20 protein-coding genes and 2 pseudogenes are annotated in these 24,700 nt (G+C 60.1%); 8 read left to right on the top strand and 14 right to left on the bottom strand.

From position 1 onward, the window contains the following. Positions 1-17: 17 nt before the first annotated feature. Entirely contained in the window at positions 18-1,121 is a 1,104-nt protein-coding gene (locus LGM42_RS12840) for a LacI family DNA-binding transcriptional regulator (protein ID WP_226232361.1), read from the top strand. An 80-nt stretch (positions 1,122-1,201) separates the two neighbouring features. Here LGM42_RS12840 and LGM42_RS12835 read toward each other — a convergent pair whose 3' ends face one another. Then, positions 1,202-2,494, bottom strand: coding sequence for an MFS transporter (locus LGM42_RS12835; RefSeq protein ID WP_059640575.1), 1,293 nt, complete (start codon positions 2,492-2,494; stop codon positions 1,202-1,204). 174 nt (positions 2,495-2,668) lie between these two features. Between LGM42_RS12835 and LGM42_RS12830 the strand changes: the two genes are divergently transcribed. Next, positions 2,669-2,857, top strand: a complete 189-nt coding sequence (locus tag LGM42_RS12830) for a hypothetical protein (protein ID WP_155634582.1) — start codon at positions 2,669-2,671, stop codon at positions 2,855-2,857. A 50-nt stretch (positions 2,858-2,907) separates the two neighbouring features. Continuing rightward, a complete protein-coding gene (locus tag LGM42_RS12825; protein WP_226232360.1) occupies positions 2,908-3,441 on the top strand; it encodes a methylated-DNA--[protein]-cysteine S-methyltransferase in 534 nt (177 codons plus the stop codon). Between the two features lie 68 nt (positions 3,442-3,509). On the opposite strand, the gene LGM42_RS12820 is transcribed toward LGM42_RS12825, so the two are convergent. Continuing rightward, on the bottom strand, positions 3,510-4,001 hold the full coding sequence (locus LGM42_RS12820) for an Lrp/AsnC family transcriptional regulator (RefSeq protein ID WP_226232359.1): 492 nt from the start codon (positions 3,999-4,001) through the stop codon (positions 3,510-3,512). A 156-nt stretch (positions 4,002-4,157) separates the two neighbouring features. Here LGM42_RS12820 and glmS point away from each other — a divergent pair, with 156 nt between their 5' ends. Beyond that, a complete protein-coding gene (gene glmS, locus LGM42_RS12815) occupies positions 4,158-5,987 on the top strand; it encodes a glutamine--fructose-6-phosphate transaminase (isomerizing) (protein ID WP_226232358.1) in 1,830 nt (609 codons plus the stop codon). Between the two features lie 467 nt (positions 5,988-6,454). On the opposite strand, the gene LGM42_RS12810 is transcribed toward glmS, so the two are convergent. The 11 genes and pseudogenes from LGM42_RS12810 to LGM42_RS12760 form a co-directional block, all read right to left on the bottom strand. Continuing rightward, positions 6,455-6,949, bottom strand: a complete 495-nt coding sequence (locus tag LGM42_RS12810; RefSeq protein ID WP_226232357.1) for a Mov34/MPN/PAD-1 family protein — start codon at positions 6,947-6,949, stop codon at positions 6,455-6,457. Continuing rightward, positions 6,940-8,610, bottom strand: a complete 1,671-nt coding sequence (locus LGM42_RS12805; RefSeq protein ID WP_226232356.1) for a ThiF family adenylyltransferase — start codon at positions 8,608-8,610, stop codon at positions 6,940-6,942. The genes LGM42_RS12810 and LGM42_RS12805 overlap by 10 nt, the downstream gene beginning before the upstream one ends. Before the next feature lie 7 nt (positions 8,611-8,617). Continuing rightward, on the bottom strand, positions 8,618-9,790 hold the full coding sequence (locus LGM42_RS12800) for a CBASS cGAMP synthase (protein WP_226232355.1): 1,173 nt from the start codon (positions 9,788-9,790) through the stop codon (positions 8,618-8,620). Then, positions 9,790-10,812 carry a CBASS cGAMP-activated phospholipase gene (locus LGM42_RS12795; protein WP_226232354.1) on the bottom strand — a complete coding sequence of 341 codons (1,023 nt, stop codon included), beginning with the start codon at positions 10,810-10,812 and terminating at the stop codon, positions 9,790-9,792. Before LGM42_RS12795 ends, LGM42_RS12800 begins: the two co-directional genes overlap by 1 nt. Positions 10,813-11,257: 445 nt before the next feature. Continuing rightward, positions 11,258-11,773, bottom strand: a complete 516-nt coding sequence (locus LGM42_RS12790; protein ID WP_226232353.1) for a hypothetical protein — start codon at positions 11,771-11,773, stop codon at positions 11,258-11,260. A 102-nt stretch (positions 11,774-11,875) separates the two neighbouring features. Further along, a complete protein-coding gene (locus LGM42_RS12785) occupies positions 11,876-14,224 on the bottom strand; it encodes a hypothetical protein (protein WP_226232352.1) in 2,349 nt (782 codons plus the stop codon). A gap of 129 nt (positions 14,225-14,353) precedes the next feature. Beyond that, complete coding sequence (locus tag LGM42_RS12780; protein ID WP_226232351.1) at positions 14,354-15,289, bottom strand: hypothetical protein; 936 nt, start codon at positions 15,287-15,289, stop codon at positions 14,354-14,356. Then, a complete protein-coding gene (locus LGM42_RS12775; RefSeq protein ID WP_226232482.1) occupies positions 15,286-16,260 on the bottom strand; it encodes a hypothetical protein in 975 nt (324 codons plus the stop codon). Before LGM42_RS12775 ends, LGM42_RS12780 begins: the two co-directional genes overlap by 4 nt. A 120-nt stretch (positions 16,261-16,380) precedes the next feature. Next, positions 16,381-16,626: pseudogene (locus LGM42_RS33345) on the bottom strand (TniQ family protein); the annotation flags it as partial. Positions 16,627-16,816: 190 nt separating this feature from the next. Next, positions 16,817-17,881, bottom strand: coding sequence for a TnsD family Tn7-like transposition protein (locus LGM42_RS12765; RefSeq protein WP_226232350.1), 1,065 nt, complete (start codon positions 17,879-17,881; stop codon positions 16,817-16,819). A gap of 370 nt (positions 17,882-18,251) precedes the next feature. Then, the gene (locus LGM42_RS12760) at positions 18,252-19,583 is read right to left on the bottom strand and encodes a hypothetical protein (RefSeq protein ID WP_226232349.1); all 1,332 of its coding nucleotides are present in this window, start codon (positions 19,581-19,583) and stop codon (positions 18,252-18,254) included. 918 nt (positions 19,584-20,501) lie between these two features. Here LGM42_RS12760 and LGM42_RS12755 point away from each other — a divergent pair. The 3 genes from LGM42_RS12755 to LGM42_RS33215 all read left to right on the top strand — a co-directional run bounded on the left by LGM42_RS12755 (position 20,502) and on the right by LGM42_RS33215 (position 21,928). Next, positions 20,502-21,038: a DUF6471 domain-containing protein gene (locus LGM42_RS12755; RefSeq protein WP_226232348.1), complete on the top strand. Its 537-nt coding sequence runs from the start codon at positions 20,502-20,504 to the stop codon at positions 21,036-21,038. A 370-nt stretch (positions 21,039-21,408) separates the two neighbouring features. Continuing rightward, on the top strand, positions 21,409-21,744 hold the full coding sequence (locus LGM42_RS12750; protein WP_226232347.1) for a hypothetical protein: 336 nt from the start codon (positions 21,409-21,411) through the stop codon (positions 21,742-21,744). Beyond that, a complete protein-coding gene (locus tag LGM42_RS33215) occupies positions 21,728-21,928 on the top strand; it encodes a BPSL0761 family protein (protein ID WP_319001452.1) in 201 nt (66 codons plus the stop codon). The genes LGM42_RS12750 and LGM42_RS33215 overlap by 17 nt, the downstream gene beginning before the upstream one ends. 112 nt (positions 21,929-22,040) lie before the next feature. On the opposite strand, the pseudogene LGM42_RS12745 reads toward LGM42_RS33215, so the two are convergent. Next, a pseudogene (locus LGM42_RS12745) lies at positions 22,041-22,305 on the bottom strand (c-type cytochrome); the annotation flags it as partial. A 401-nt stretch (positions 22,306-22,706) separates the two neighbouring features. Here LGM42_RS12745 and LGM42_RS12740 point away from each other — a divergent pair. Further along, entirely contained in the window at positions 22,707-24,581 is a 1,875-nt protein-coding gene (locus LGM42_RS12740; RefSeq protein ID WP_226232346.1) for a peptidoglycan-binding protein, read from the top strand. Positions 24,582-24,700: the final 119 nt, after the last annotated feature.

Here is a 24,700-nt window from a genome sequence, read left to right as displayed (position 1 = left end):
CGCCGCGCCGAACGTCAATGGTCGGACCTGTTCGCGGCCATCCGCATTTTCCCGATATCGGCGGCCGGCCGCGCGCGGGCTTTTTCTGCCACAATCCGGCGTTATCGAACGAAAACGTTACCCTTCGGATGAAAAAAGTTTCCCCGACGATCCGCGACGTGGCCGCGGAAGCCGGCGTGTCGGTCGCGACGGTATCGAAGTACGTGAACGGCACGCAGCGCTTCTCGCCGACCGTCGAGGCACGGCTGAAGGAAGCCATCGAGCGGCTCGGCTACCGATCGAACCCGCTCGCGCGTTCGATGATCACCGGCCGCACGCGCACCATCGGCCTCGTGATCCTCGACATCAGCAACCCGCACTTCACGAACGTCGTGAAAGGCGCGAACCGCGTCGCGCTGCAACACGACTACACGCTGCTGCTCGTCGACACCGAGGAGAACCAGACGCGCGAACGCTCGCTGATCGAGGCGCTCGCGCAGCGCGTCGACGGGCTGATCGTCAGCACGCGGATGCCCGACGAGGAAGCCGGCTGGATGCTCGACCTCAACAAGCCGCTCGTGCTGCTGCGTCGCAGCCCCGGCCTGCCGATTCCGAGCGTCGGCATCGACAACCGGCTGTCGACCTACATGCTCGCGCGTCACCTGCTCAACCTCGGCCACACGCGCATCGCATATCTCGGCTTCGGCACCGCGCGCGTGAACGACGAACGGATCCAGGGCGCGCGCGACTGCCTCGCCGAAGCAGGGCTCACGCTCGACGTGCACGACGCGCACGCACCGACCGCCGAGGCCGGCGAGCGCGCGTGCTCGCGCGTGATGCTCGGGCCGCAGCGCCCGCAGGCCGTGATCTGCTACAACGACCTGATCGCGCTCGGCTTCATGAAGGAGGCCGCGTCGCTCGGCTTCCGGCTGCCGCAGGACGTGTCCGTCGCCGGCATCGACAACGTGCCGTACGGCGCATACGCGGCGCCCGCGCTGACGACCGTCGACATCCAGAGCGAGAACATGGGCGAGCTCGCGATGCAGAAGCTGATCGACGCGCTCGCCGGGCGCACCGACGCGAGCTATTCGACGTTCGAGCCCCGGCTGATCATGCGCGCGTCGACGGCCGCGGCGAGCTGACGCGGTCGCGACGCGCCCTTTCCCCCAGCGCAAAAAGGAAGCGCCGCCCGAGGGCGGCGCATTCGTTTGCCGGAATGCGCTTACGCGTCGAGTTTCGCGGGCTTCATCTTCGGCGTGAGCACATGCATCACGGCCAGCGCGATCAGATAGGCCGATGCGCCGATCGCGAACAGCACCCAGTAGTGGCCGGTGCGCTGCAGCACCTGGCCGATCACTTCCGAGAACAGCACGCCGCCGATCGAGCCGGCCATCCCGCCGATGCCGACCACCGACGCGACCGCGCGGCGCGGGAACAGGTCGGATGCCGTGGTGAACAGGTTCGCCGACCAGCCCTGGTGCGCGGCGGCGGCAAGGCCGACGATCAGCACCGCGATCCACAGGCTCTGCACCTGCGACACGAACGCGATCGGCAGCACGCAGCATGCGCAGATCAGCATCGCCGTCTTGCGCGCACGGTTCACGCTCCAGCCCGCACGCAGCAGCATCGACGACAGCCAGCCGCCGCCGATGCTGCCGACCGTCGTCAGCGCATAGATGCAGACGAGCGGCAAGCCGATGTGCTGCATGTCCATCCCGCGCGACTCGTTGAGCCACTTCGGCAGCCAGAACAGGTAGAACCACCACACCGGATCGGTCAGGAACTTGCCGATCAGGAAGGCCCACGTCTCGCGCTTGCGGATCAGTTCGCCCCAGCGCGGCGCGCCGGCGTTCGCGTTCGCCGCGTCGAGCGCTTCGGCTTCGTCGCGCGGCTCGTCGTATTCCGCGGCGAGCGCGCGCGTGTCGGCCGTCCGATACATCACCAGCCACACCGCGAGCCACACGATACCGATCGCGCCGATGATCACGAACGCCGCGCGCCAGCCGTAGGCCACCGCGATCGCCGGGATGATCGCCGGCGCGAACACCGCGCCGATGTTCGCGCCCGAGTTGAAGATGCCGGTGGCGAGCGCGCGCTCGCGGCGCGGGAACCATTCGGCCGTCGTCTTGATCGCGGCCGGGAAGTTGCCGCCCTCGCCGATCCCGAGCAGCGCGCGCACGAACGCGAAGCCCGCCACCGAGCCGACGGCCGCGTGCAGCATCGCGGCGATGCTCCACACCAGCATCGCGACCGCGTACGACACGCGCGTGCCGAGCCAGTCGACGATGCGCCCGAAACCGAGCAGGCCCAGCGCATAGAACGCGGAAAACGCCATCACGATGCGGCCGTACTGCACCTGGCTCCAGCCGATGTCGTGCTGGAGCATCGGCGCGAGCAGGCCGAGGATCTGCCGATCCATGTAGTTGATCACGGTCGCGAAAAACAGCAGCGCACAGACGGTCCAGCGGTAGCGGCTCGCGGCCGCGCGCACGGCGCCGACGACGGCAGAGGGCATGAATGTCTCCGATGCGCGGTCGCGCCCGTCGCGCCGCACCAAGTTCGTTGACCGGCGACCGGCGCCGGGGTGAACGGCCCGCGCACTCGCGCACAGGCCCTTTCACCAACCAATCTGGAAAACGTTTTTCAAAGGATAGGCCGCCTACCGGCACCGTGTCAGTCGGGGATTTCGATGAGTCATCTCAAATTGGTCGCGAGAAAAGAGACGACTGTTTCGCAGAGTGGTATTAACCGTTTTTCCGCCGATTTTCCCGCCGCGGCGTGGCGGCCGCGCGGCCGCCGAAACGCACGACCGATTCCGGCCGGAATCGACGTCGAGGATGGTTTACAGTCGTCACATGCGGCGCGCCGGGCGCCGTGACGCGCGTATGCCGCACAGCATGTGCGGCGCCTTCATGGAGATGTGTCGCGATGACTCCCGCTCACCTGATTCCGAGCCCGCTGGGCGACATCGCCGTACGCATCGAGGACGATGCGCTGACCGGCCTGTACTTCGTCGGCCAGAAATACTTTCCGTCGCTTGCGATCGCGACCGAAGCGGACGCGCACGCGATGTCGCCCGTCGCGCGCCAGGTCGCGGAAGAAATCGCCGAGTACTTCACCGGCGCGCGCGACACGTTCTCGGTGCCGATCCACCTGCGCGGCACCGCGTTTCAGCGACGGGTATGGAAGGAACTGCTCGCGATTCCGTTCGGCGAACTCTTGTCGTACGGCGACATCACCGAGCGCGTCGGGCTGCCGATGAGCGGCGCGCGCGCCGTGGGCGGCGCGGTCGGCCGCAATCCGATATCGATCATCGTGCCGTGCCACCGCGTGGTCGGCGCATCGGGCAGCCTGACCGGCTATGCGGGCGGCATCGAGCGCAAACGTGCGCTGCTGTCGCTCGAAGGCGCCGGGTTCTCGCGCGGCATGCATCAACCGATGCAGCAGGTGCTCGCGTTCTGACGCCATTCGGTGAACGACAGCCCCGTGTCCTGTCGGAACAGCCGCGACAGCGCTGCCGGTCACCCACGCTATGTGCGCTTGCGCAACGCATGCGCGACCCGCGCGTTCGCCTCGAATTTCGCGCGATGCGTGGAGAAAAACGTCCGCACGTTGCGGACGTTCGACGCGCCGGTGAACAGCCGCCGCGCGAATTCGTCGTATTCGGCCACGTCCGCCAGATCGGCGATCACGACGAAATCCGGCCCCGGCGACACGCGGTAGCACTGCGTGACGGCCGGCTCCGCGCACACGTACGCTTCGAACGTGTCGTAGTCCTCGGCCGTCTGCCGGTCGAGGCTGATCTCGATCAGCGCGGTGACGGCCGTGCCGATCGCGACCGGGTCGAGCACCGCCACCTGCCGGCGAATCACGCCGGCCTCCGTCAGCCGCCGCACGCGGCGCATGCAGGTAGGTGGCGACGACAGCGCGCGCTCGGCCAGTTGCAGGTTCGACACCGACGCATCCTCCTGCAGGATCGCGAGGATGCGCAGGTCGAGATCGTCGAGGGTCATGCCGGGCATCGGCTGCTCCTTCCGGTTAGAGGATGAAATTTAATTTCAACATGATAGTCTATCCACGGTTAATTTCACCCATCACTATTTTTTGAAATTTAATTCCATTTCGCCGGTTCTACCATCGCTCTCACTGATCCAGACAGGACATTTAGGGAGCGCGATATGTGTGGAATTGTCGGGGCGGTAGCCCAGCGGGACATCCTGCCGAACCTCGTCGACGGCCTGAAGCGGCTCGAATACCGCGGCTACGATTCGTGCGGCGTCGTGGTCTACCGCGACCGCGCGCTGGCGCGCGCCCGAAGCGTCGATCGTGTCGCGAATCTGCAGCGCGAGATCGCCGCGCAGGCGTTGTCCGGTTACACCGGCATCGCGCATACGCGCTGGGCCACGCATGGCGCGCCCGTCACGCTCAACGCGCATCCGCATTTCTCACCGAGCGACGCGAATGCGCGCATCGCGCTGTCGCACAACGGGATCATCGAGAACTGCGATCAACTGCGCGCGGAGCTGCAGGCGCACGGCTACGTGTTTGCCAGCCAGACCGACAGCGAGGCGATCGCGCACCTGATCGACCATCTGTACGACGGCGATCTGTTCGAGGCCGTGCGGCTTGCGGTCGCGCGACTGCGCGGCAGCTATGCGATCGCGGTGATGTGCCGCGACGAGCCGCACCGGATCGTCGGCGCGCGCGACGGGATGCCGCTCGTCGTCGGGGTCGGCGAAGGCGAGAATTTTCTGGCGTCCGATGCGATGGCGCTGTCGGGCATCACCGATCGCATTGCGTACCTGGAGAACGGCGACGTCGCCGATATCCAACTGCATCGCTACTGGATCGTCGATGCGGCCGGCCAGCGCGTCGAGCGCGCGGTGCAACGCGTCGCCGCGCATAGCGGCGCGGCCGATCTCGGGTCGTACCGCTACTACATGCAGAAGGAGATCTTCGAACAGCCGCAGGCCGTGGCCGATACGCTGCTCGACGTTTCGTCGATCATGCCCGAGCTGTTCGGCGACGGCGCGTGGCGCGTGTTCAACGACGTCGATTCGGTGCTGCTGCTCGCGTGCGGCGGCAGCTATCACGCGGCGCTGACCGCGAAGTACTGGATCGAGAGCATTGCGAAGCTGCCGGCCAGCGTCGAGATTGCCAGCGAGTTCCGCTATCGCGACAGCGTGCCGAATTCGCGCACGCTGGTGGTTGCGGTGTCGCAGAGCGGCGAGACGGCCGATGTGCTCGGGGCCGTGCATGTCGCGAAACGCAGCGGGATGATGCACACACTCGCGATCTGCAACGTCGCGACGAGTGCGTTGATGCGCGAATGTGCGTTGCAGTTCGTGACGCGTGCGGGAATCGAGATCGGGGTGGCTTCGACGAAGGCATTTACGACGCAGCTCGTCGCGCTGTTCCTGCTGACGCTGTCACTGGCGCAGGTGCGCGGGCGGCTGAACGACGACGAAGAAAAGGAACATCTGCGTGCGCTGCGGCACCTGCCCGACGCGATGTCGAAGGTGCTCGCGCTGGAACCGCAGATCATGGCGTGGTCGGAATTGCTCGCGCGACGCGACAACATGTTGTTTCTCGGGCGCGGGATGCATTATCCGATCGCGCTCGAAGGCGCGCTGAAGATGAAGGAGATTTCCTATATTCATGCGGAGGCTTATCCGGCCGGCGAGCTGAAGCATGGGCCGCTGGCGCTCGTCAGCAACGAAATGCCGGTGATCGCGGTCGCGCCGAACGACATGCTGCTCGAGAAGCTCAGGTCGAACATGCATGAGGTCAGTGCGCGCAATGGGCGGCTGTTCGTGTTCGCGGATGTGGACTGCGGGTTGGTGCCGAGCGAGGGGATCGAGGTGATTCGGCTGAACGAGTACTACGGGCCTTTGTCGCCAATCCTGCATACGGTGCCGATGCAATTGCTCGCGTATCACGCGGCGCTCGCGCGGGGGACGGATATCGATAAGCCCAGGAATCTGGCTAAGTCGGTGACGGTGGAGTGAGGGGTTTCCCCTCGTCCCCCGATGTGCTCAGTTGCATTAATTTCGGTTACGAAGCCTCGATTCAGTTTTGGTTACGCGGCTCTTTCCGGCCGCTGAGCCGCACCTAGCAAGCGGTAACCAAAACTAATGCCTCAGGGGGCGCTGAAGCATTTCCTAGCGCCCTTCGTTTGCGCACGGCCCTCGGGTTTCGCCTGCACGACGCATCAGCCCATGGAAGCCGCCGTCGAGCCAAGGGGGCTCCACTTGAGCCGTTCGGCGAGCGACGCCAACCGAGTCTCTATCTTCAGCAGCTGCGCCCATGGAGGAAGGTTCGAAGCGTTGGCGCGCGATAAATGATGCCGTTTAGACGCTTAAGTTAGCGATGGACGAGGGGGAATGCCATCACATGACCCAAACGCCCTCCGGCAATCAATGTTCCACTTTGAGGGGCATCCTGCGGCTTCACCATTGCGGTGAGCATTCGTCCGCTATTCAGTTCGACTTTCGCTAGGCACGTCGGCAGTTTCCCCACGCAGTTCGCCACGTCGGCCCGCTCCGACCCACAGCACATTGCGGGTACCTAGAATCAGAAACATCATGGAGTCGCTTTTTTTTGCGCAAATCTTTCGCCATTCCCCGGTGTCGATTGACGACGGTGTAGGGACAGCTTCCGGATGGGTATGCCACTCACCGAGGTAGTCCATTGTCTCGCGCTCGGCTTTCCAGAGGTCAAGGGCGATTTTCTGATGCCCATGTGCCTGTCGTCGAAAACCGTAACGGTGTTGGGTGTCACCTGGTTGTGGAGTCGTCACCATCGACACGTGAAGGTGCATGCCCCGTCGATAGCCCAGCAGGATGCCACCGGACTCTGGCGCTGCAGGGTCCGTTTGCCGAAAGCCCATCAACGTCGACAGCACGAACGGTTCAATCAGAATTCGCGCGTCATCGTGGAACGGGTGTCGAAGAATCATGGCTACTGGCATGCGGGGCATCCGTTCGTCGGGGCGATATCCTGATTCTTGATGCGGTGGGCATCGGCCGTTTCCAGATAACGCGTACGAAATCTTGGGCTGACTACCCCCTTCAGCCAATCACTGACCATATCGGCAGCCAACGCCGCCGCGGACATGGGAGCAGAAACCGCATAGGGCGTAAACGAGCTACAGCCCCGAAATTTCGTCCGAGGCGGATTCGTCAGGACCGGAAACCGGTCTCGACGATAGTTGGGTCCGATTCCCTGGCGCAGACACTGAAAACAGCCGAACTTCGATGAATCGGACCACAGCGCCTGGACACACTCACCGTTCCCCTTTACCCACACGTACAGAACGGGACCAAGCCGATGCGCCATATGCGAGGCGTTCACGAGACTGCTCAGGGCCTCTTCCCCGGTCGCTTCAATGATGAGGTCCGTCGCAAAAAACTGGTCGTTCAATCTAGGCGCCTCCCACTGTGCCTCGACCTGCAGATACGGAAATTGCCGAATGAGCTCCTCGCGAAGGGCAACAGCCTTGTTCTGGTACAGAGACGGAAATCCCAGAGCGTGTCGTCCCAAGTTGTCAGGCTCAAGCTGTCCTACGTCGACGAGTCGCAACAAGCCATCCTTTCCGGTGCCAGCACCCAGCCGGACCAATGCCTGCGCCAGATACCCACCAATCGCTCCGCAGCCGATGAGCGTCAGCCGCTTTCCAACCAGACTGGGAAATTCCAAGTTTCGCGAGTGGATATAGGATGGGCCGATTTCGTCGAGCCGAAGTCGCAAAACCGCTGCGTCCCCACCACCGTTGTGCATGTAGTGCCGATAGTGCTTCGGTGTATTGGCGTAGCCGATGCGATGCCGCCTGTCCAATGAAAACGCTACACCGAGGCGCCCGACGGGAGTCGTGATAGCAAGAACACACCCTTCGCGAGAAAGGTACGTCTTGTCAGAACCCAGACGATGCTGAATCGCATTGGCGAGGTCACCGTCCCATAGCTTAACCCACGTAAAGAACTGCTTGATGGTTGCTGGCAGGCAATCGGCCGACGCGCCAGGCGGCTTCTCGCTTGTGAACAGAAGGCACGTGAAGGCACCCTTGACCAGCCTCTCAGCGTCGACACCTGTGGCAATTCGTTGCGCCGCAAAGATATCCTGCGCAATCAGTGCTCTTCGGCCTTGGCCGGTCTGGTCCAGCAGGAAATATAGTGCAGATTCGGCTTGGGGCTCCAGCTCGTCAACCAATACAGGATAGGCCGCCGGTTCCTGTCCCACGGTCCAGTACGCGATGAACTCATTGGCAATATCTTGTTCTCGCCCTTGCCCGCGCGTGATACGGTTCAGCACATCGATGGCGGCGTGGAGGCACTGATGGATAGCCACGTCGGGTTGAAACCGGTCGAGCACAACGGAGCCCGGCGCTAGGTAGCACAGGCCGCCCAGCGCGTCGACATGTTGCAGCAATTGCGGCGTGCCAACTGGCCGCTCGAGCAGTGTGATACGCGGGTAGTGCAGGAAGTCCCAGTCCTCAACTTCAAATCGAATTGGAACTCCCCCTGTGTCTGTCTTAAGACGCCCCTCGAATGCGCGAACGCCAGAGCGCGCTTTGACCGGCCGCAGCCCATATTGCGTCAGCAGGGCCAGAGCACGGCCGTACCGGCTTTGCATCCTCTGGTCAGCCTGCGCTCGTGGCCCCAACCACGGGTGGAGGCACCGTTACCGCCGGAACCCGACGAATGTCCTCCCCTGACGAGTCGACGTCAATCCAGCCGGGTTGATTCGGCAGCCGGTCACCCAGTTGGGCTTGCAAAATCATGATGACTCGGTTCGCTTGCGCAACGCTATGCTCACGGGCATGCTTCAGCGTATCTGCCAACTCCTGTGCAAGACGAGACGCTTCAAGGCGCTCGTCCGCCTTAAGTCGATTGAAATCGTCGGCTCCGTTGTCGATACCCGGCTCCCGAATGTCAGTCAACAGAGCTTTCGCGAGTACCAGTGCAGCACGCTCAAGCGCCAAGTCATCACGCAACGGGACGGGCTCAAAGTTCTGGGCCACGGCAATCATGATGGATACGGAAGTTGGACCTTTTTTATCCCAACGATAATCCCGCCAGGCTTTCAAGAAGCGGCAGACTCGCTGAAGCTGCACTCCGTGCTCTTCAATCCGGTCCAGGAACCACTTGGCCACGTCGTTCGGGTCTGAAGCCACCCATTCCCCAGAGCGAGTCGCCAGTACGATGCCTTCCATCTCGTCCCAGGATTGGCCGACCAGGTCGCCCAGATTAGGGCTTTCAGCAAAATCCGCCGAATCCATCGAAAAGGCCTTTCGCACGGCTGCGGCCACGCGGACCTCATATACCTTCTTGAATTCAGCTTCAGACGCGGCGTAGAGCGGGACGTCAATATGTGCCCAAGCTGACACATTGACGCGGATACAAGTCTCTTTGGACTTGTCCAGCGTCCAACCCTCGTCGTCGCAAAGCTCTTTCAGAAGCCGCTCCACCAGCGTGAAGTACGCCTTGGCCATCTGGACAGGCGGACCGTTCTCTTCCCAAACGGTAACAGGGAGGTAGATTCCGAAATCCCAATCCATTTCCTGCGGCGGCAACGTGCAGGGATGCACGCAGGTTCCATAAGCCCAGGACCCTTGAGTGCGAAACCGCGGCGTAACCTGTCGGTCCATACCGAGCACTGTCGTAGAGACCTTCTCGATGGCCGGGCGCAGATGGTCCCGAATCTTGTTTTTGCACGACACCAGAAACCGGCGTTGCTCAGGGGAAACGGCAATGTTGTCGGCGAAAGTTCCGGTCTGCACTGACGAGTAAAACAAGCGATGAAGTTTCAGCATTACGCCACCTTAAGAATGTTGGCGCGAGGGCCATAGTGATAGACCGGCGAAGCTGCCGTGTAATCCATAAAATTCTTGAAGGCAGCGCTTCCCACGAAATCCTTTGCAGCTTCGGCAGCCGACCCGAGCAGCACTTCACGGGCCGCTGCGTCGGCCTTATCGAGGGCAACAGCCTGTGCCCGCTCGTCCGTAAGCACGTCATCGATATGAACGTACTTGCCTTCGGGAAACTGATGCTCGAGCATTTTGTTCGTCATCGCTTCCTGTGCAGAAATACTCAGCCCGAAAAGTCGTTTCGGTGCATTGACCGGCCACCAGCCGCCCCAATCCATCGTTCCGCCGGAGCGATTCCGTTTGGGATTGACCGTGAATTTGGAGGACATCGTTCCGATAGAAAGCACCCGAACGTCGCTCTCCGCGCGAGAAACGCCAAAGAACTTATAGGCCTCGTGAACGCCAAGCAGTCCGGGAGCGTTTGCAAAGAGCCCGCCGTCTACATACTGGCAGTCGTTGAAAAAATAACGGGGAAACACGATGGGCGCCGCACTGGTCGCCATCGCGACATCCACTATGCGATGGCGATGGTCCGTCTTGAAATCTGCGTGGTGCGGGGTCTTGAAGACGACCGGCAGGCCGCGCGTGTAATTGATAGCCGGCACGATAACGGGGTGCAGGCACTCGCCAATCACGCGCTGACCAAAAACATCGTCACCTGACAGGTAACGAAACAGCGCGTCGCTACTGTACTGGGAGCGGAAAAAACCTCGAACGGAGAAGCGCTTGCGGAAGATGGCTTCCCCGTGTTGTTGGAAAAGCTCGACCATCGTCTGCGCCGGAATCTCAAGCGCAACGGCGAGTGCCAAGATGCCGCCGATGGACGTACCGGTAATGAGGTCAAAGCGCGAGCCAATAGGTGCTTCGATTTGCCGCTCGATTTCCGCCAGGATTCGAGCCGTGAACAATCCCCGATAGCCGCCACCGGACAAGGCGAGGACTTGAAATCGCGGCTTTGCCTTATCCATCCACTATCCCTGAGCAAATAACGCAGGCCAGAATGGTCGGGCCAGTTTTTTGACACGAACTAGGGACTGCCGCCACGCAATACCGTGGCTCACAACGAATTGGCACTCTAGCACCGCAAGTGCTAGCCATACTATATGCGCCATGTCATGCACGGTCAAGGCACTAGATATAGTGTTGATGCGTAGACAGACGCATCTTTGGTGCGACCCACTCCTGGTCTCACGTACGCAAACGTTTGCCCGCAGAAGAGTCCATATTTTTTGATGTCGGCGGTATTTCAGATTTCCGGAAGCAATCGGTTTTGAAGGTCGTCATGATGGGAGCGACGCGGTGAATCTTGTTGCAGCGCCCGGGGGGCGCTGCATTCACGACTCATCGACGTGTGGCTGAACACGCGAGCGTTATCGCCTCCTCATGAGGACGCCGGTAACGGGGAAGCAGTCGCTAGTGCCCTCTCGGCCACACGACATCGGGGGTCATCCTATGTCGTTTCTTGTAGGTTACAACCGGCTTCGCGGGCGCCGCATTCAGTGCATGTGGCGACTCGAGGTGTTCGTCGAGCATCTCCTGCAGCGCGAAACCAAAGTCCTGGATTTGGTCGCGTTTGGTCGAAGTTGACGTGCCCCCATGCTGGCTAGACACGAGGAGGTCGTCTAGGACTGTGGTGGCCTCACTTTCGCCGATTTGCAGGGCTTGCATCAACGCCGTAGCCTGCAGGTATCGGCGCTCTTCGAAGCTCCTTTCGTCAAGGTCGGAATCCCAGAAGGTCTCGTATGCGTGTTCTCCACCGTAATATTCAAGATAGTCGAACCAACTAGTGAAGCCGTAAATCCGTGCAAGCAGATTCAGTGACGCGTAATACTGTTTGACATCCCATCTGATATGCAGACGCAACTGTTTTGCCATCGATTTGAACCACGCGATTGACGGCGCAAAGAACACCTCTTTAACTTCGTCCATTTGATTCTCTTGGTGCGGAGCCGCATCGAACCGATGCAGGGCTCCAAGTCTACGTAGTTCGAGTCGGAGCTGAGCCGCCCGACCGAAAATAACCGACTCGCTTCAGCGCTGCTCCGGTGCATCCGGATTCGACTTCCGCGCGGAAAGACGCTGCGCAAGCCGACGTAAGTAGGACGACTCGGCGACTGAAGAGGGCGCTGTAAGCTGCACGCGCTCCGTCCTATGTACTTCAACCCCAGCATCCACGATGCCGTAAGCCGTTGCCTGGGCAGCGCCCCGGCGGGCGTTTTGCTTCGCTTCGGCGTTCGCCTTTGCGCTTCTCGCGGTGACGCCTTCGAGCCCACCCATTTCGTTTCCGGCGCGAACGCCCTCCGCTTTGACGGCACTCGCGTGAATCCTGGCCGTAACCCGGTTGCGACTCGCTCGGCGGCCAGGCTTGAGCTTTTCCTCGCGCCATGAATCGTCCGCGTTGAGAAACTCCAGTCCTTTCCAGGTTACCGAGCCAATGCTGCGGGCATCCTCTTCGACGAGGTTCAGCACAGACGTCGCACCATCAGACTTTTGCCAGAGCAGGATGAGTGGATGTCCGTCCAGGCGTTTCACTCGCACAGGTAAAGGTTCGCGCTTTCCAAGCTGCCGCACATGCTCATTGAAATGCTCAACGAGTTCATCGGAGCTGTACCGCATCGACATGAAGTTGACCAGTCCTCGCTGACATATCCGGGGCTGCCACGGGACAAACCGCTCAAATACCTCCCGGGGGGTGAGCTGGCGGCGGGCGTCGCCGCGGCGTTGCTCCTGGGTGTATTTGAAGATGGCCGCCGGGGTCACGCCAATGCGGGCCTCTCGCATCTCGTACGACCTCAAGCGCTTTTTGTTCGTGAACAGGTTGTAGTGCTGGATTGCCTTGAGCAGCAGGCGTTCAAACTGCTCCAAGGGGATAGGCGCATTCTTTGCCCTCTGTCGCCGTATTTCTTTGGATAGGTGGTCGGTCGCTCGGGTGTATGCGCTGTCTTCGCCGAGCATCATCCGAATCATCAAACTGTTGACGCCTTCTCCAACGCCCTTGAGGTCCCCGCGACCAGGCGGTGGCAGCATCCTCATGAGACCCATTTCGTCGCAAGCAGCTACGATGACTTGTTCTGAAGCGCCAGCTCCGTTGTCTACGAAAATCGCATCAACGTTGCCGTGAAGTAGCCCTTTGGTCGACGTTAGCCCGAGTTCCAGCGCACGCTCGGCCTTAGGCAGAAAGACGGATGCGATGCACCGGCGAAAAGCCTCCGCATTCTCCCCCCTGATGGCAAGCTCGTAACCGAGAATTGCCCCGGACGGGCGTGAGACGGCGAACATCACCGTCATGTGGACACTTTCAATCCGGCCGCCAACTCGAGCAGCTACGCCAATCTTCGCCACGAAGCCGTCGACATCGAGAATCTCGATGAGTCCTTGTGTGAGGTGGCTGGCCTGACCGGCGCGGGCGTCGTTGTACTGCGCTGATAGCCGTTTTCCGTTCCGCAGGCGCTTGAGGTCAAGGTTGGGGATGAGCCGCTTCGTCGCGTGATAACGGAACGACCGAAGACTAGGAATGAGGCGCTTCGGCCATTTCGGATAGTCCACGAGAACCATGCCATCATAGGCCTCACGTATGGTGCAACGTAACCGCACCCAACGTTGTTCCAACGTGCGAATAAACTTGATTTCGTCGCTCGGCCTGACGGGATGACGTCGTGCACGGCTGTCTGTACCAAGCGCCTTGTTCCTCGATGCAACGCGGGCTTCACTCGCTGATTTTGGCCCCGGTTTTTTCCTGTTTATTCCCACCCGCGACATTTTAGGATGCCCCTGCCGGAACGTATGTTTCGCGAGTGCGTTCGGATGGCCGCCGTTGTGCACAAATTTGTGGAACAACTTTCTGACAGCGGTCTGGAATCCATGCGGCTGACCAAGTGCAGTGACTACGCGTTTCAGGGCCGCTGAGCGAGCACTGTCGCTCACCACCACCAGGTCGTTGAAAATGAAATCCGAAGGATTCCCTTTTCCGACCAGGTCCAGATACGCGAACGCCTGCACAATCCGCATGCGCTTATCCATCCCCTTCACGGCGCTCGGTCTCAGTTTGTCGCGCGTCACCTTCATCTCGACGGGCATGATAGTGTCGTCAACCAGATAAATGTCGTCGAGCGGCTTGTCTTTCGCGTTCTCATGCCACGTTTCCCATGAGCCGACATCCTTGGGGGTCCCAGAAGTGACTCGCAGTACGTGGAGGGATTTGTTGTATGGGTTCCAGGCAACGGACCGGTAGATTACGTTATCACCATCGCGCTGCCGCTTGAAAGGGGTGAACCGACCGAGCTGGTGGGGCCAGGTAGCCGACTGGAATTCGAGCAGTTGTGCAAGCAGTTCAGGGCTCGGTACCGGCGGCTTGATGAAATCGGAAGAGTTGGGTTGCATTCTTGCCTCGAATTAAATAGATACGCAAAACGACGTCATTAACGTGTTTCTAGAATCGGAGGACGAGCGAGGCCACGGCCAGGTAGACGGTGGCCTCGGCGACTTGTGGGGTTACGTGACTGACCGGGTCTAACAGAGCAGGTGCAGTGGTAAGTCCACCCGCAGGTCCTTTGAATGGTCGACCGTCAAGAAGCCATACGACACGGCGACGGCAAACAGCTGATGCGCGGCATCGTCGCTGATGCCGACGCGTTTCGAGATGCGCCTGAGCACGGAGCCCATCGTACCCCGCGTGCTGCTCCGAAGTAGCTTTTTCGCAAACCAATGTGCGTCGTCGTAGTTCAACGCCACATCCTGGTCGCGCACAGTTCGATACATACAGAAGTTATTCGCGAATTCCCGCTGGCTGACGGCATCTCCGCGCATCAACTCCCACGTCCAGCCACGAGATGCAAGGGCGTTCTGCTCGCGGTGCTCCCGGTCGAGGTCATTCTGGTCCGGCACGTAATCTGCTGGCTTGATGGAGATTCCGTGGCAATGCAAATCGAGGCTCCCTGGCATCACGTAGGTAACGATGACATCAATGGTCATCATGTCTGTGCGCAGCAGGAGTTCGCCCTTGCTTTGCGCGCGGTGTAGGGCCTCGACGTCGTAGATTCCATACTGGTCTCGCACATCAATAACGTAAGGATTGAATGCAAGGGAGAACAGGATGCGCTGTTCGTTTCCCGATAGCGCCTCGTAGCGTCGGCGGAATTTCATCCCGCGAAATGTCGAACGCGTACTCAACGATGGCTGGCGGGCCTTGAGCAATGCTTCGTATGCAACTCCGTGCGGCCAGCCGTACTTGTCGGTGGGCGGCAATCGGGCGTCTCTCGGTGTGACGAACGGGCGCGCGAGATTCGCTAGCTTGAACTCGCCGGCGGACGGCTTTTCGTTCGTGGGACGATGTCGTGAAGCTAGGGGTGGCCAGACTCGCAATAACTCAACGTTTTTAGTAGGGAGAGAGCCATGTGCTTCCCTGCGCGCGGAAACACTATCCATGCCGGGTACGGAGACATTCATCGTGCGGCTCCTTGTCTAAGCAGCTTGCGGACTGTCACGTCATCCATTTCGTCGATTTGTTCTTTGGTCAGTCGCGGCATCGTCAAGACGGTCGCGGAATTTGAGAGCATCAGCAGGCGGCGGCGTCTATACGCTGGCATCCACTCCTCACTCTGCGCGAGTGCCAGTTTTGCGAGCGGCAGTCGGTCGCGGATTTGATACCAAGCGACGTCCATGCGATGTCCGCGTATCAGGGCATGCCGTGTTACTCGCCCAGGGAAACCCTGTTCGAAAAGTCGCTTTGCCGTCGCACGTATGTGCTCGGCGTATGACCGGTCCAACGCAGAGTCGTAAGCGCCGGCGCGCGACGGAGGTACGTCTTCGCCGGCTGCAATCAGCTTTGTGCGAGTGAGAAATTGAGCTGCGGTAGCAGGTAGACGACGCATCAGTTGCGAAAAGGTATCGTCGGGATGCTTCCTTCGAACGTCCCGATACATCCCTGCATAGTGCTCGAACCACCGGTCGTGGTGTTTGTCCATCCATCGGGCGCGGTATGTCCTGAATCTCGAGTAATTGCTTCGAGCACTCGCGTTCGTAGTTTTCGTAGATGGTGCAGCCTGATGCTCCTCAGAATTCATAGTCGAGCAGGCACCTTCAACTGCCTCCCACGTTCCGTAGAGCGCAATCAGCAATGCGACGTTTTGCATCGGGTTGCGGTATACGCCCTTCCCACGCAAAATGGTCCCGACGTAGCCGCGTCCGACCAGAAGCGATGTCCGAGAGATTAGTCGCGCGTGCGGGGTCTCTTTAAAATAATCTTCGGTGTGACGCCAGTTAACGCCACGGTCCTGCGTCAGTCCAAGCTGACGGGCGGATTTTCCAACGAGGGTCGCAAAACCCACGTGGTTGAGTTGCGGCATGTAGTCAGGTTGAAGCAGTCTCGACGCGGCCTTCGCCATCTCAATTTCCGATGCCGTTTGGGCGTCGGTCAACGTGGTCGCTCGGCGCTGAGGCCTGAGTCCACAGCCACAATGCCTGCCCGGGTGAGTTGTCCAATTCGGATAGGTCCTGAAGTCGCTACACGTCTCACACCGGACGTGCAACGGCAGGTGATGGCGACCACAGAAGAGAACGCCAGGCACCAGGTGGTCCCGTCTCCAATAAGGATTGCCGCACGGCGCGATATCATCCTTGATGCACATCGGACAGCAAGCGACGGCCGCGCGCGCCCAGCCAGAACGCGGCCCATTGAGCCCGACTAAGGCCGGTAAGCCCAGTCTCGGCGCGTCAAGACAGTGGGCTTTGAGAATGTGTTGGTCGTCGGGGGCCAATGCACGATTGAATAACGGCAAAAGCATGTTGCCACCGAGAACCTTATCGAGCGGTCCAACCAGGTCTCCAAACTGGTCGATAAGCTTGCGCATACCGCTTGGGAACAACAGGGCAGTTGGCGTCAAGTCAACGCAAGCGAAGCTGCGAAGTCGCGCGAAGTAGAGGGGAAAGTGCTCGCCATCGGCAATGGATGTCATCACCATGGACGCGAGGGCTTCATTCGCTTGCATATCTAGCGGACTCCTCGCGTTGATAGCGGACAACGGTTGAAATCCGCAATCTGGCTTCGCGTGCGACCGACGCCACATCAGTGGCCATTCCCTTCGCCGCAAGCCCCGAAATGGCTCGTGCTAGCCGGCGAGCGATGAAGACCTCACGACGTGCGGGCAACTGCGCAGCTTTTCCAGCGCCATCGAACACTTCTGTTGCACGGTCGAACAGGTATTGATTCATTCCATAGGCGAGACGCATCTGGTATGCCGACGGAAGCGGCTCGCGGCCAATCGCGCCACGGTGCACGGAACGCTCAGCTGAAACGATTGCGCGTGCGAACGGCGCCGACGGCATGGCGCGGGTCTTCCGACCGCGGGGTTGCCGAGGGGCGACCTGATGGCTGACGAGCCAATCACGGTCATATCGATATAACCAGACCCAAAGAGCTGGCTGCCGATGCCGAATCTCATTGCGCCCCATGCCTGCGCACTGCATTTGATGTCGCAACCACGCAGTTCGTTTTGCGTCACGTGTATCCATAGCAGGTTCTGCGTTGCCTACATCAGGGCTTATTGCATGCGACCTGATAGGCAGTGTGTCCAACTCCACCGACAGCCACTCAAGGAGTATCAAAAAGACCGGATGTATGGCTCTCGCCTCGCGGTTCAACAGATAAGCACTGGTCGCTGCAACATCCGTATTCGCCAACAGTTCGTTAAGACGAATGTCTTCGAAGCCGTCCGAAAACGCCCCGGCGAATGCGCTTCGTAGCGCATCCAGTCGACACCTTCCGGATTCGGAGAGGTACTGTTTCTCGCGTAGTCGCCGACGTACACTTTCCCGGGTGTACTCCGATGAACAACCCTGCGCCATAGCATGAGCCAACTGTGCGTAGCGAGATGCATTGCGCGCCGCATTGACGCCGGCGTTGAACGCGAGCCTCTCTTCGAGGGAACTGCAATCGTCGTCACTGACCAGCTTGCAGCCATGAATCGGACAGCGACTAACGAAATCAATGCAGTGCATGCAATAAGAAATCCGACGCCCATGCATCTTGGTGGCCAGCATCGCGCATTCGGGACACTGCAGGCCGTGGCGATTTCCGCATTGGATGAAGGGTCGCAGCCGAGGACAGCAAGTTCGGGAATGCGGGCCATCCACCAACTGGGCGACTAGCTTCTGTTGCATTAGCGGATTCATTCCCCGGGAATACAAAGGGGCGAGCGAAAACTTTGACACGACTTCTTCGGGTGTGCCGTATGCTTGTTCCGTTGCGTCACAGAACGCCTTCGCCCGCGACGGCAGGGTCCCGACTAGTGGTGCGCAACGACGATAGCAACGCGCAGAAAGATGGCGAGCCGCTGCAGAGCCAGTAGCAAAAGCAGCGGCCTCGAGTAGACTCGTTGCTGTTTCACCGGCGGTAGCGGAGACATAGGTGCTAAGCATGGTTGGCCCCCGGCGTCGACACCTCGGTGATTCGGAATGCAGGATTCGTCTCGTCCAGTCCCGGCACCGACTGCATCATCGGTTCGACAGGAAGCCAGTCACCGTGACGACGAATGCTGGCTGAAGTGAATGAGCCTCCTTCGCGCAGTTTCCTGATTGCACGCAGATGTGGCCATTCAAGAGCAAGGGCATTTTTTGCCAACTTCACAAATTCGTCCTTGCCAGGTCGCCTGAAATCCTCTTTCCGGCTAACACTGACGATATGAAGGCACGCCTTGACCGCAAGCTCGCTGAGTCCGCAAGTCAGCCACCACATCGTTTCAGCGAACCATTCCGGTTCGCCAAAACCCATACAGCTCGTCAGATACGTCGTGTAGAGATACTCGCACGTCAGGGACCACTGGGCGGAGTGCGGTTCTGCGGACGCAATGTTGTACCAGGTATTCCCGGCGAGGAGCGCAGCAGCGGTGCTCTGCTCGGAGAGTGCCGCAGCCGCCCCGGGCGTTACAAGGCAAACAATCGGAATCCCGGTGTCTGCGGTGAAACGCGCCAAGATTGCCCACAAGCTTTTGGCCAGCTTCGTGCTTGCGTTGCGCGTATTGATTTGCTCCACAATCAGTACGCCGATGTTTGCTGCAATCGCATAGGCCTGCAAGGCCGGCCCGACCTCCTCTTCCCCGCGATGAAATGGGCCGCGAAGACGCGCTGAATGAGTCATCTTCATAGCGTCGTCGAAGTAGCGGAGGAAGAGCTTTCCAAACGAGCGCGGCGCGCCGTTTTCCGGGAACGGCACGGTCAGAGATGGCAGCCGCGTGTATCGAATCGTCCCACCTTGCGGGACCGCAATATCAATTTTTTCGTATTCCGTACCAAACATGCGTTGGATGGCTTTTCGAAACGCCTGCTGGCTCATCCCGGCTGGAATAACGACGACATGGCCGCGCGGCCCAGCGTTGGCGATGGTAATTGGCGCACCCTCCAATGCATGACCATGCCGGTCGGCCGAATGGTTTATGTACATGGCCGCGGAGACCGTCTTGCGTCTGAATTCTTCAGAGTTCAAGTTGCGCTCTGTCGCGCTTTCGGTAGCCGAGGCAAAAAGTTCGACTGCGAATCGGGCATGCTCGAACGTAGGAATCTGAAAATCGGTTACGCCGATACCGCGCTCCCCCAGCCGCTCCGAGGGGATGCACTCCATTGCGTCGTAACCGTCGTCAAGCGTGGTCACGTCCCTGGCAAACCGCGCGCACGGATTGGACTGGTCTGGGATGTCCGCAAGTCGAGCGCTATTCAGGACGCCCGTGTCATCGATGGTCAGTTGCATGACGGCACCTGACCGGCTGGCGAAAACCATGCGGCGGCGCCAGGCATTCGCTGGCACGCGCAAGAACGAACCGCGACCCGCCCGAAGCACACACGCAACCGGAGGGAAAGTCGCTGCGCCGGCTTGCGGCGGACAGTGCACGTAGATTGCGGCCCCAACGCTTCAGTTCGCGGGGCTGCGGTGCCGCTGCTGTTGCAGCGGATGGAAAAGTCGCGCGCAAGCATACGCGGCGACAAACGGGGTGTCGTCATAATTGCCTCTCAACGCCCGGTTACGGGCGTGACTTGACAAGGCGCGCTCCGTCTGGCAATCTGACGCGCGTGAGTGAGCGTAGATGTGCCTTTCGGGGTGCACCACGTGTGAGACGGCGTTCAAGGGGCCAACCTTGGACGCCGTTTTATTTTTGGGGTCTGTATTCCGCTACCGGGTTCCTATCAAGGCGTCAATGCGCTCAAAATTGCCTGACATTGGTTTGAGTTGCAGGACTCTGCATTTCTCGATATACTGTTAACTATCTGGGGCAGATTTCCGATAGCTCGAGATTATGACAGGGTGCGATAGTAGCCGAAGCACTCTATCTTCCGCAAGTCTGTCGCGCTCAGCGACATTGGTCCTCCGCGCCGCACCGGATTCCCTGGCGGCCTGCATCTCCCTTCTTTTTCTTGCCGGCAAAGTGTCGATGCCGCATTCATCCGAGCCCAACGACGCGAGAATTTCGCGGGCAGCGCGGCATTTGAGCTACCGCAGCTCGTGCGCGGACTGTAGACGCTGCCGCTTCCCATCTAGATAATCTAAGTCGACGGGTGCGCGCAGCGCGCGCCTTCCTGGCGCGCCGTGTTATCGGAAACACTGTTCCAAGAGTGGACGGAGTTCAATGCCGATACATTTGTATCTACAAAGATAGTCGATTCTACAAAGATGACAAGGACTCTTGTAAGCGAGGAAGATGCGGTGTGGGGAGGACTAGCCTCCCGCGTCATCCGGGTCGCGCTTGAGCGAAAAGGACTGACCTATGCCGGATTGGCCGAGGAGCTAACCGCCATAGGGGTCCGCGAAACAGAACGCGCACTTATCTCGCGCCTCGCTCGCGGTACGGCAAAGCTCACTCTTCTGCTACAAATCATTCATGTAACGGAAGCCCTTGCTCCACGCCTTTGGCTCGGACCGTTGGCTCTGCGCGGGACGTGGGAGGAGCGAGCGCAGGCAGTGATTATGGCGGAATTGGGGCAACGGCCATGGGTTACGCCGGACCGGCTCGTCGCCCTTCTCGGGGATATCGGAGTTGCCACAACCGAGGAGCTGCTCGCGTCCCAGTTCTCGACGGGGACGATTCCACTCTCGCTCTTTCTCCAGTGCGCGGTCGTGCTGGGAAGTTGCAGCCTACACAGCTACATCGACTTCGCAGACCTCGCTGCCGCAGTTGATATGGGCGGCCGCCCGCAAAAGCCCGAGTAGCTGAGTCCTTGCGTTCTTCAATCGGTGCACTAGACTGAACGCATCGATACATTTGTTCCGATTCGTTGAGCGCAATCTTGGTGTCGGCAAGACTCGTCGGCTCGCCGGAACCACCCAATCTTGGGACGTCGCGTTACTGCCACGGCATCTAGCGTTTGGCACCAAGACCCGCGTCTGCGCATACGGTCTTTTTGCTACATTCCGCCTGGGAGCGGCAAGCGCATGGATTCCGGCAACGCAGGGATGCTAGGTCGTTCCAATCGGAGATGTATGCGCGCTCGCCAGAGCATGCTCGCTTCATGGATGTTGTCCGTAATTCGACGCGGCACGTCTGGAACGGTATGAATCTCCTCACCAGCAGGAGGCCGCAATGCCCATCTGGAAGCTACCCTCCTCCGCCGAACAGCCGAGGATTCCGCTGTCTCGATGGTCCATATTCGAGACGCAGAATGGGAGCCGGCATTTTGTCGGTGTGGACATGCTGGATTCGTCGGGGCGTGTCAGTTCTGCGATAGTGCGGTTCGACCCGGCAACTATGCAGGGTACAACCCGGAGTGGACGCATCTATGAGTTGGTCGGCAAGAACGGTTCGTCATTGAATGCCGAGTACGTCTGGAAGAGATGGTGTGAACTGAACGAGGTCACGTCATACACCGACGTCACCAAACGTCTGCTTGACGGTGCTACTGATGACGACGCCACGTGAGCGCACGAAAGCCGTTGTGGACACGCGAGAGTTCTTGCTGATACTCGCTTCTGCCGACGAGATAACCGTCCGAGGTCTCGTTCAAACGATGGCGATGCGCCTGCTCAGGCACTATCCGCTCGACATCGACCTCGAAGTTTCGGCCGCTGCATTGCCAGGAGTCTGGGACGCCCCTCAACATTGATGAATGTCCGGCGACGTGGCTGCCCCGTATGCAAGCTCGCCTGCTGAAGCGAGGATGCGCTCGCTCGACGCGACGACCATGTGACGGAACAAGCGCCCCAAACTTCGAGCCGTTACTGGGTGCCCGGTTGCGCCTTGCGCGCGTAAAACGTCGCCACAGCGTCGATTTCGCTTTCTGTCATCGGGCGCGCCATGTTCCGCATCTGCGCTTCCGAGTCGTTACGCCGCGCGCCGGACGCGAAAGCCTTCAACTGAGTGACGAGATACGCCTTCGGTATTCCTTCGAGCCAGGGTGCGGCAAGCTTCTGGTCCCCCGCCGTGGCAGGAGATGCAGGGCGCAATGTTGCGCAATGGGGCACCGGTTCGCACTAGAGACGGCAACGATTCATCGTAGGTGGTAGGCGCCTCGAGAATGCCGAGACCGGCCAGAGAGGCTACGAGGAGCCTGCAAAATCATCGGATATCGGCGCGGGCCCCCAGACGGTACGAACCGGTCAAGTCTGCCCGGAAACCGGCATCTGGAAGGCGCTGGGCCATCACGTTCCGGGCGTGCTGGTTCAGCAGGGCGAGCGCATGCCCGAGGTGTTCGCGCCTGACAAGACCGGTGCTTACCGTATGCAGTCCGCTCTCTGGGAATTCGAACGCAAAGCGTAAGTTCTCGTGGCTGGCGCTACTGAAGACGTACGTCGGCCGCTCAAGTTGCTGTCGGATTTGCCGATACGCCAGAATGGAATGCTGCCGAGTTGGGTAGCAGCAATAGCGGACCAGGAACAAACGACGTGGAACTGAGTCATCAAGGGCGCGGCCTACTGAAAAATCTCCGGCATCTCTTTGTCGGCAATCATGCTCGAGAAGAAGACGTAGTACCCACGGACGAGTCGACTGCGCGCTATCTCGCGACTGCGTTCGTTGTTTGGCGATTCGAGCACGACGTCACGACGACTACGTCGAAAGGTAATGCCGCAATATCCGGCGCACACTTCGGTTATAACTCCGCCGACTTCCAGAATCACCTGCGGATGTTGTGCGAGAAGGCCGTACGCAACCGCGACATTCGCGTTCCGTTCATGCAGCGCATCGATGTCGCCGGCGCGAACGGACTCGAGTTATCGGCAGCAGTCCATCCTGTTCACGATTTCGGCTCTTACTCCGTGTTTCGACAATGCGGGAGTTGCAGCGGTAGCGGCAGAGTGCCGTGTGGAGGCTGCTCGGGCAGAGGACGGAACAGCTGTTCCAGCTGCGGCGGTATCGGCTCGAAGAATAGAACGGTCACGCATACCCGATGGAACGGCAACCGTAACGAGACTTACACGCAAACAGTTCGCGAGACCTGCGGCTTCTGTATTGGCAGTGGACGTGTTGTTTGCGCGCGTTGCGGCGGCTCAGGTAAGCAGACATGCGGTGCATGCGCGGGACATGGATTCTTCACCGACGTTGCTCGTGTTCAAGCGTTGGCACGTCCGTCATGGCACGTGCCGCCCCACCGCGGACTGGCTGCCGATGCGCTTGTGCGAGCCCTTGAACGAGGAGGACCAACCGGTGCCCGGAGATTGGTCCCGCTCGAACTGACCGGTACGGAGTACAACGACAATGACAACTGGGTCGCGTGCTATGAAGGCACCGCCGACGTTGTCGAACTCAGCCTCACCGTTGTGCAGAAGCCGTACAAAGTAGCCGCTGTCGGCAGCAACCTCGTCCCTATCGTGACGCCTCCGGTGTTTGACCAGCTGCTGCGTGCCGAGTTAGAGCGAATTGCGTCATTGAGCAATAGTAAGCGGGGACGCTCGAAGGTCCGGCGGCAAGCCAAGAAGCTCTTCTCGTCACTATGTGAATTGCCGGTCCTGGACCGCTCGATGCGCGCACTGGCGAAGCTCGACAAGCAGGCCCGAGCGAATCCCGAGCATGCGGTCACTCGCGCGGCAGAGGGTTTCATCACGAAGGAGGCAGCGGAGTCGATTGGTGGAGCGTTCCTCCACGTACTTGACAAGATTTCGCCGCCAAATTCGCCGGCGGCTTGGGCTCTTGTTGCTGCGTTCCCGGCGGTCGCTGGTTTCGTCGTTACGGCCAACAACTTCGCAAACTTTTCGATAGCGAATCCGTGGAGCGCTCTGCTACCTCTGACATTCGCTGTCAGCATTTCAGTGCTGACCATGATACTGGTGTCGCCGTTGGGCTGGATGCTCAGCGCCGCGACAAGCTCTCTTCTGCGGCGCAAGGTGCCAATGGAGTACCGCCAGCGCGGGCGCAACTGGGCGCCATTGAAAGGAGCGTGCCTGTTCTCGGCTATTGCGGCCTTTGGTGGCGCGCTGTACGGCGCTGCAGGCGCTATGCACTGGGTGCCAACGGTGCGCGAAGCAGCGGCTCCAGCGATTTCATATGCGATGACGCATACCACTACGGATTCACGAGCGCACGTTCTTCTCGCAAAGTTCGCGACATCGGCCCCGGCTGGAGTGGCGACTGCAACGTTAAGCGAAACCGATGTCCGTCGCGCGGTCCAACGACAATTGATTACCCGTGGATACCTGCGTGGGCAAGCGGATGGAAACATTGGACCTCGCACGGTTGCGGCGATAGCGCGCTACGAGCGCCACGAACACCTGAGCCCGGCAACTTCGATGCAGGACCTCATGATGTACATGGAGCAGCATTAGCGGGAATCGTCCTGTGCTCTCTCTCGGCGGCCAATCGAATCAACTCCTTCAACTCGGGTGTAACGCATGTGCCGGTCAGAACATGGCAGGGGCCTACAAATTGTTCCGCTAGGTCTACG

This window comes from Burkholderia sp. AU39826, assembly GCF_020419965.1.
In the GTDB taxonomy this organism is placed as follows: Bacteria; Pseudomonadota; Gammaproteobacteria; order Burkholderiales; family Burkholderiaceae; genus Burkholderia; species Burkholderia semiarida.
Note: the sequence above shows the minus strand (reverse complement) of the source record. Positions and strands in the feature narration are given on the sequence as shown.

What these genes read in the sequence shown, in the direction of transcription:
- LGM42_RS12840 (WP_226232361.1), top strand. Translation starts at nt 18, where the DNA reads ATGGTCGGACCTGTTCGCGGCCATCCGCATTTTCCCGATATCGGCGGC.
- LGM42_RS12835 (WP_059640575.1), bottom strand. Translation starts at nt 2,494, where the DNA reads ATGCCCTCTGCCGTCGTCGGCGCCGTGCGCGCGGCCGCGAGCCGCTAC.
- LGM42_RS12830 (WP_155634582.1), top strand. Translation starts at nt 2,669, where the DNA reads ATGAGTCATCTCAAATTGGTCGCGAGAAAAGAGACGACTGTTTCGCAG.
- LGM42_RS12825 (WP_226232360.1), top strand. Translation starts at nt 2,908, where the DNA reads ATGACTCCCGCTCACCTGATTCCGAGCCCGCTGGGCGACATCGCCGTA.
- LGM42_RS12820 (WP_226232359.1), bottom strand. Translation starts at nt 4,001, where the DNA reads ATGCCCGGCATGACCCTCGACGATCTCGACCTGCGCATCCTCGCGATC.
- glmS (WP_226232358.1), top strand. Translation starts at nt 4,158, where the DNA reads ATGTGTGGAATTGTCGGGGCGGTAGCCCAGCGGGACATCCTGCCGAAC.
- LGM42_RS12810 (WP_226232357.1), bottom strand. Translation starts at nt 6,949, where the DNA reads ATGCCAGTAGCCATGATTCTTCGACACCCGTTCCACGATGACGCGCGA.
- LGM42_RS12805 (WP_226232356.1), bottom strand. Translation starts at nt 8,610, where the DNA reads ATGCAAAGCCGGTACGGCCGTGCTCTGGCCCTGCTGACGCAATATGGG.
- LGM42_RS12800 (WP_226232355.1), bottom strand. Translation starts at nt 9,790, where the DNA reads ATGCTGAAACTTCATCGCTTGTTTTACTCGTCAGTGCAGACCGGAACT.
- LGM42_RS12795 (WP_226232354.1), bottom strand. Translation starts at nt 10,812, where the DNA reads ATGGATAAGGCAAAGCCGCGATTTCAAGTCCTCGCCTTGTCCGGTGGC.
- LGM42_RS12790 (WP_226232353.1), bottom strand. Translation starts at nt 11,773, where the DNA reads ATGGACGAAGTTAAAGAGGTGTTCTTTGCGCCGTCAATCGCGTGGTTC.
- LGM42_RS12785 (WP_226232352.1), bottom strand. Translation starts at nt 14,224, where the DNA reads ATGCAACCCAACTCTTCCGATTTCATCAAGCCGCCGGTACCGAGCCCT.
- LGM42_RS12780 (WP_226232351.1), bottom strand. Translation starts at nt 15,289, where the DNA reads ATGAATGTCTCCGTACCCGGCATGGATAGTGTTTCCGCGCGCAGGGAA.
- LGM42_RS12765 (WP_226232350.1), bottom strand. Translation starts at nt 17,881, where the DNA reads ATGCTGGCCACCAAGATGCATGGGCGTCGGATTTCTTATTGCATGCAC.
- LGM42_RS12760 (WP_226232349.1), bottom strand. Translation starts at nt 19,583, where the DNA reads ATGCAACTGACCATCGATGACACGGGCGTCCTGAATAGCGCTCGACTT.
- LGM42_RS12755 (WP_226232348.1), top strand. Translation starts at nt 20,502, where the DNA reads ATGACAAGGACTCTTGTAAGCGAGGAAGATGCGGTGTGGGGAGGACTA.
- LGM42_RS12750 (WP_226232347.1), top strand. Translation starts at nt 21,409, where the DNA reads ATGCCCATCTGGAAGCTACCCTCCTCCGCCGAACAGCCGAGGATTCCG.
- LGM42_RS33215 (WP_319001452.1), top strand. Translation starts at nt 21,728, where the DNA reads ATGACGACGCCACGTGAGCGCACGAAAGCCGTTGTGGACACGCGAGAG.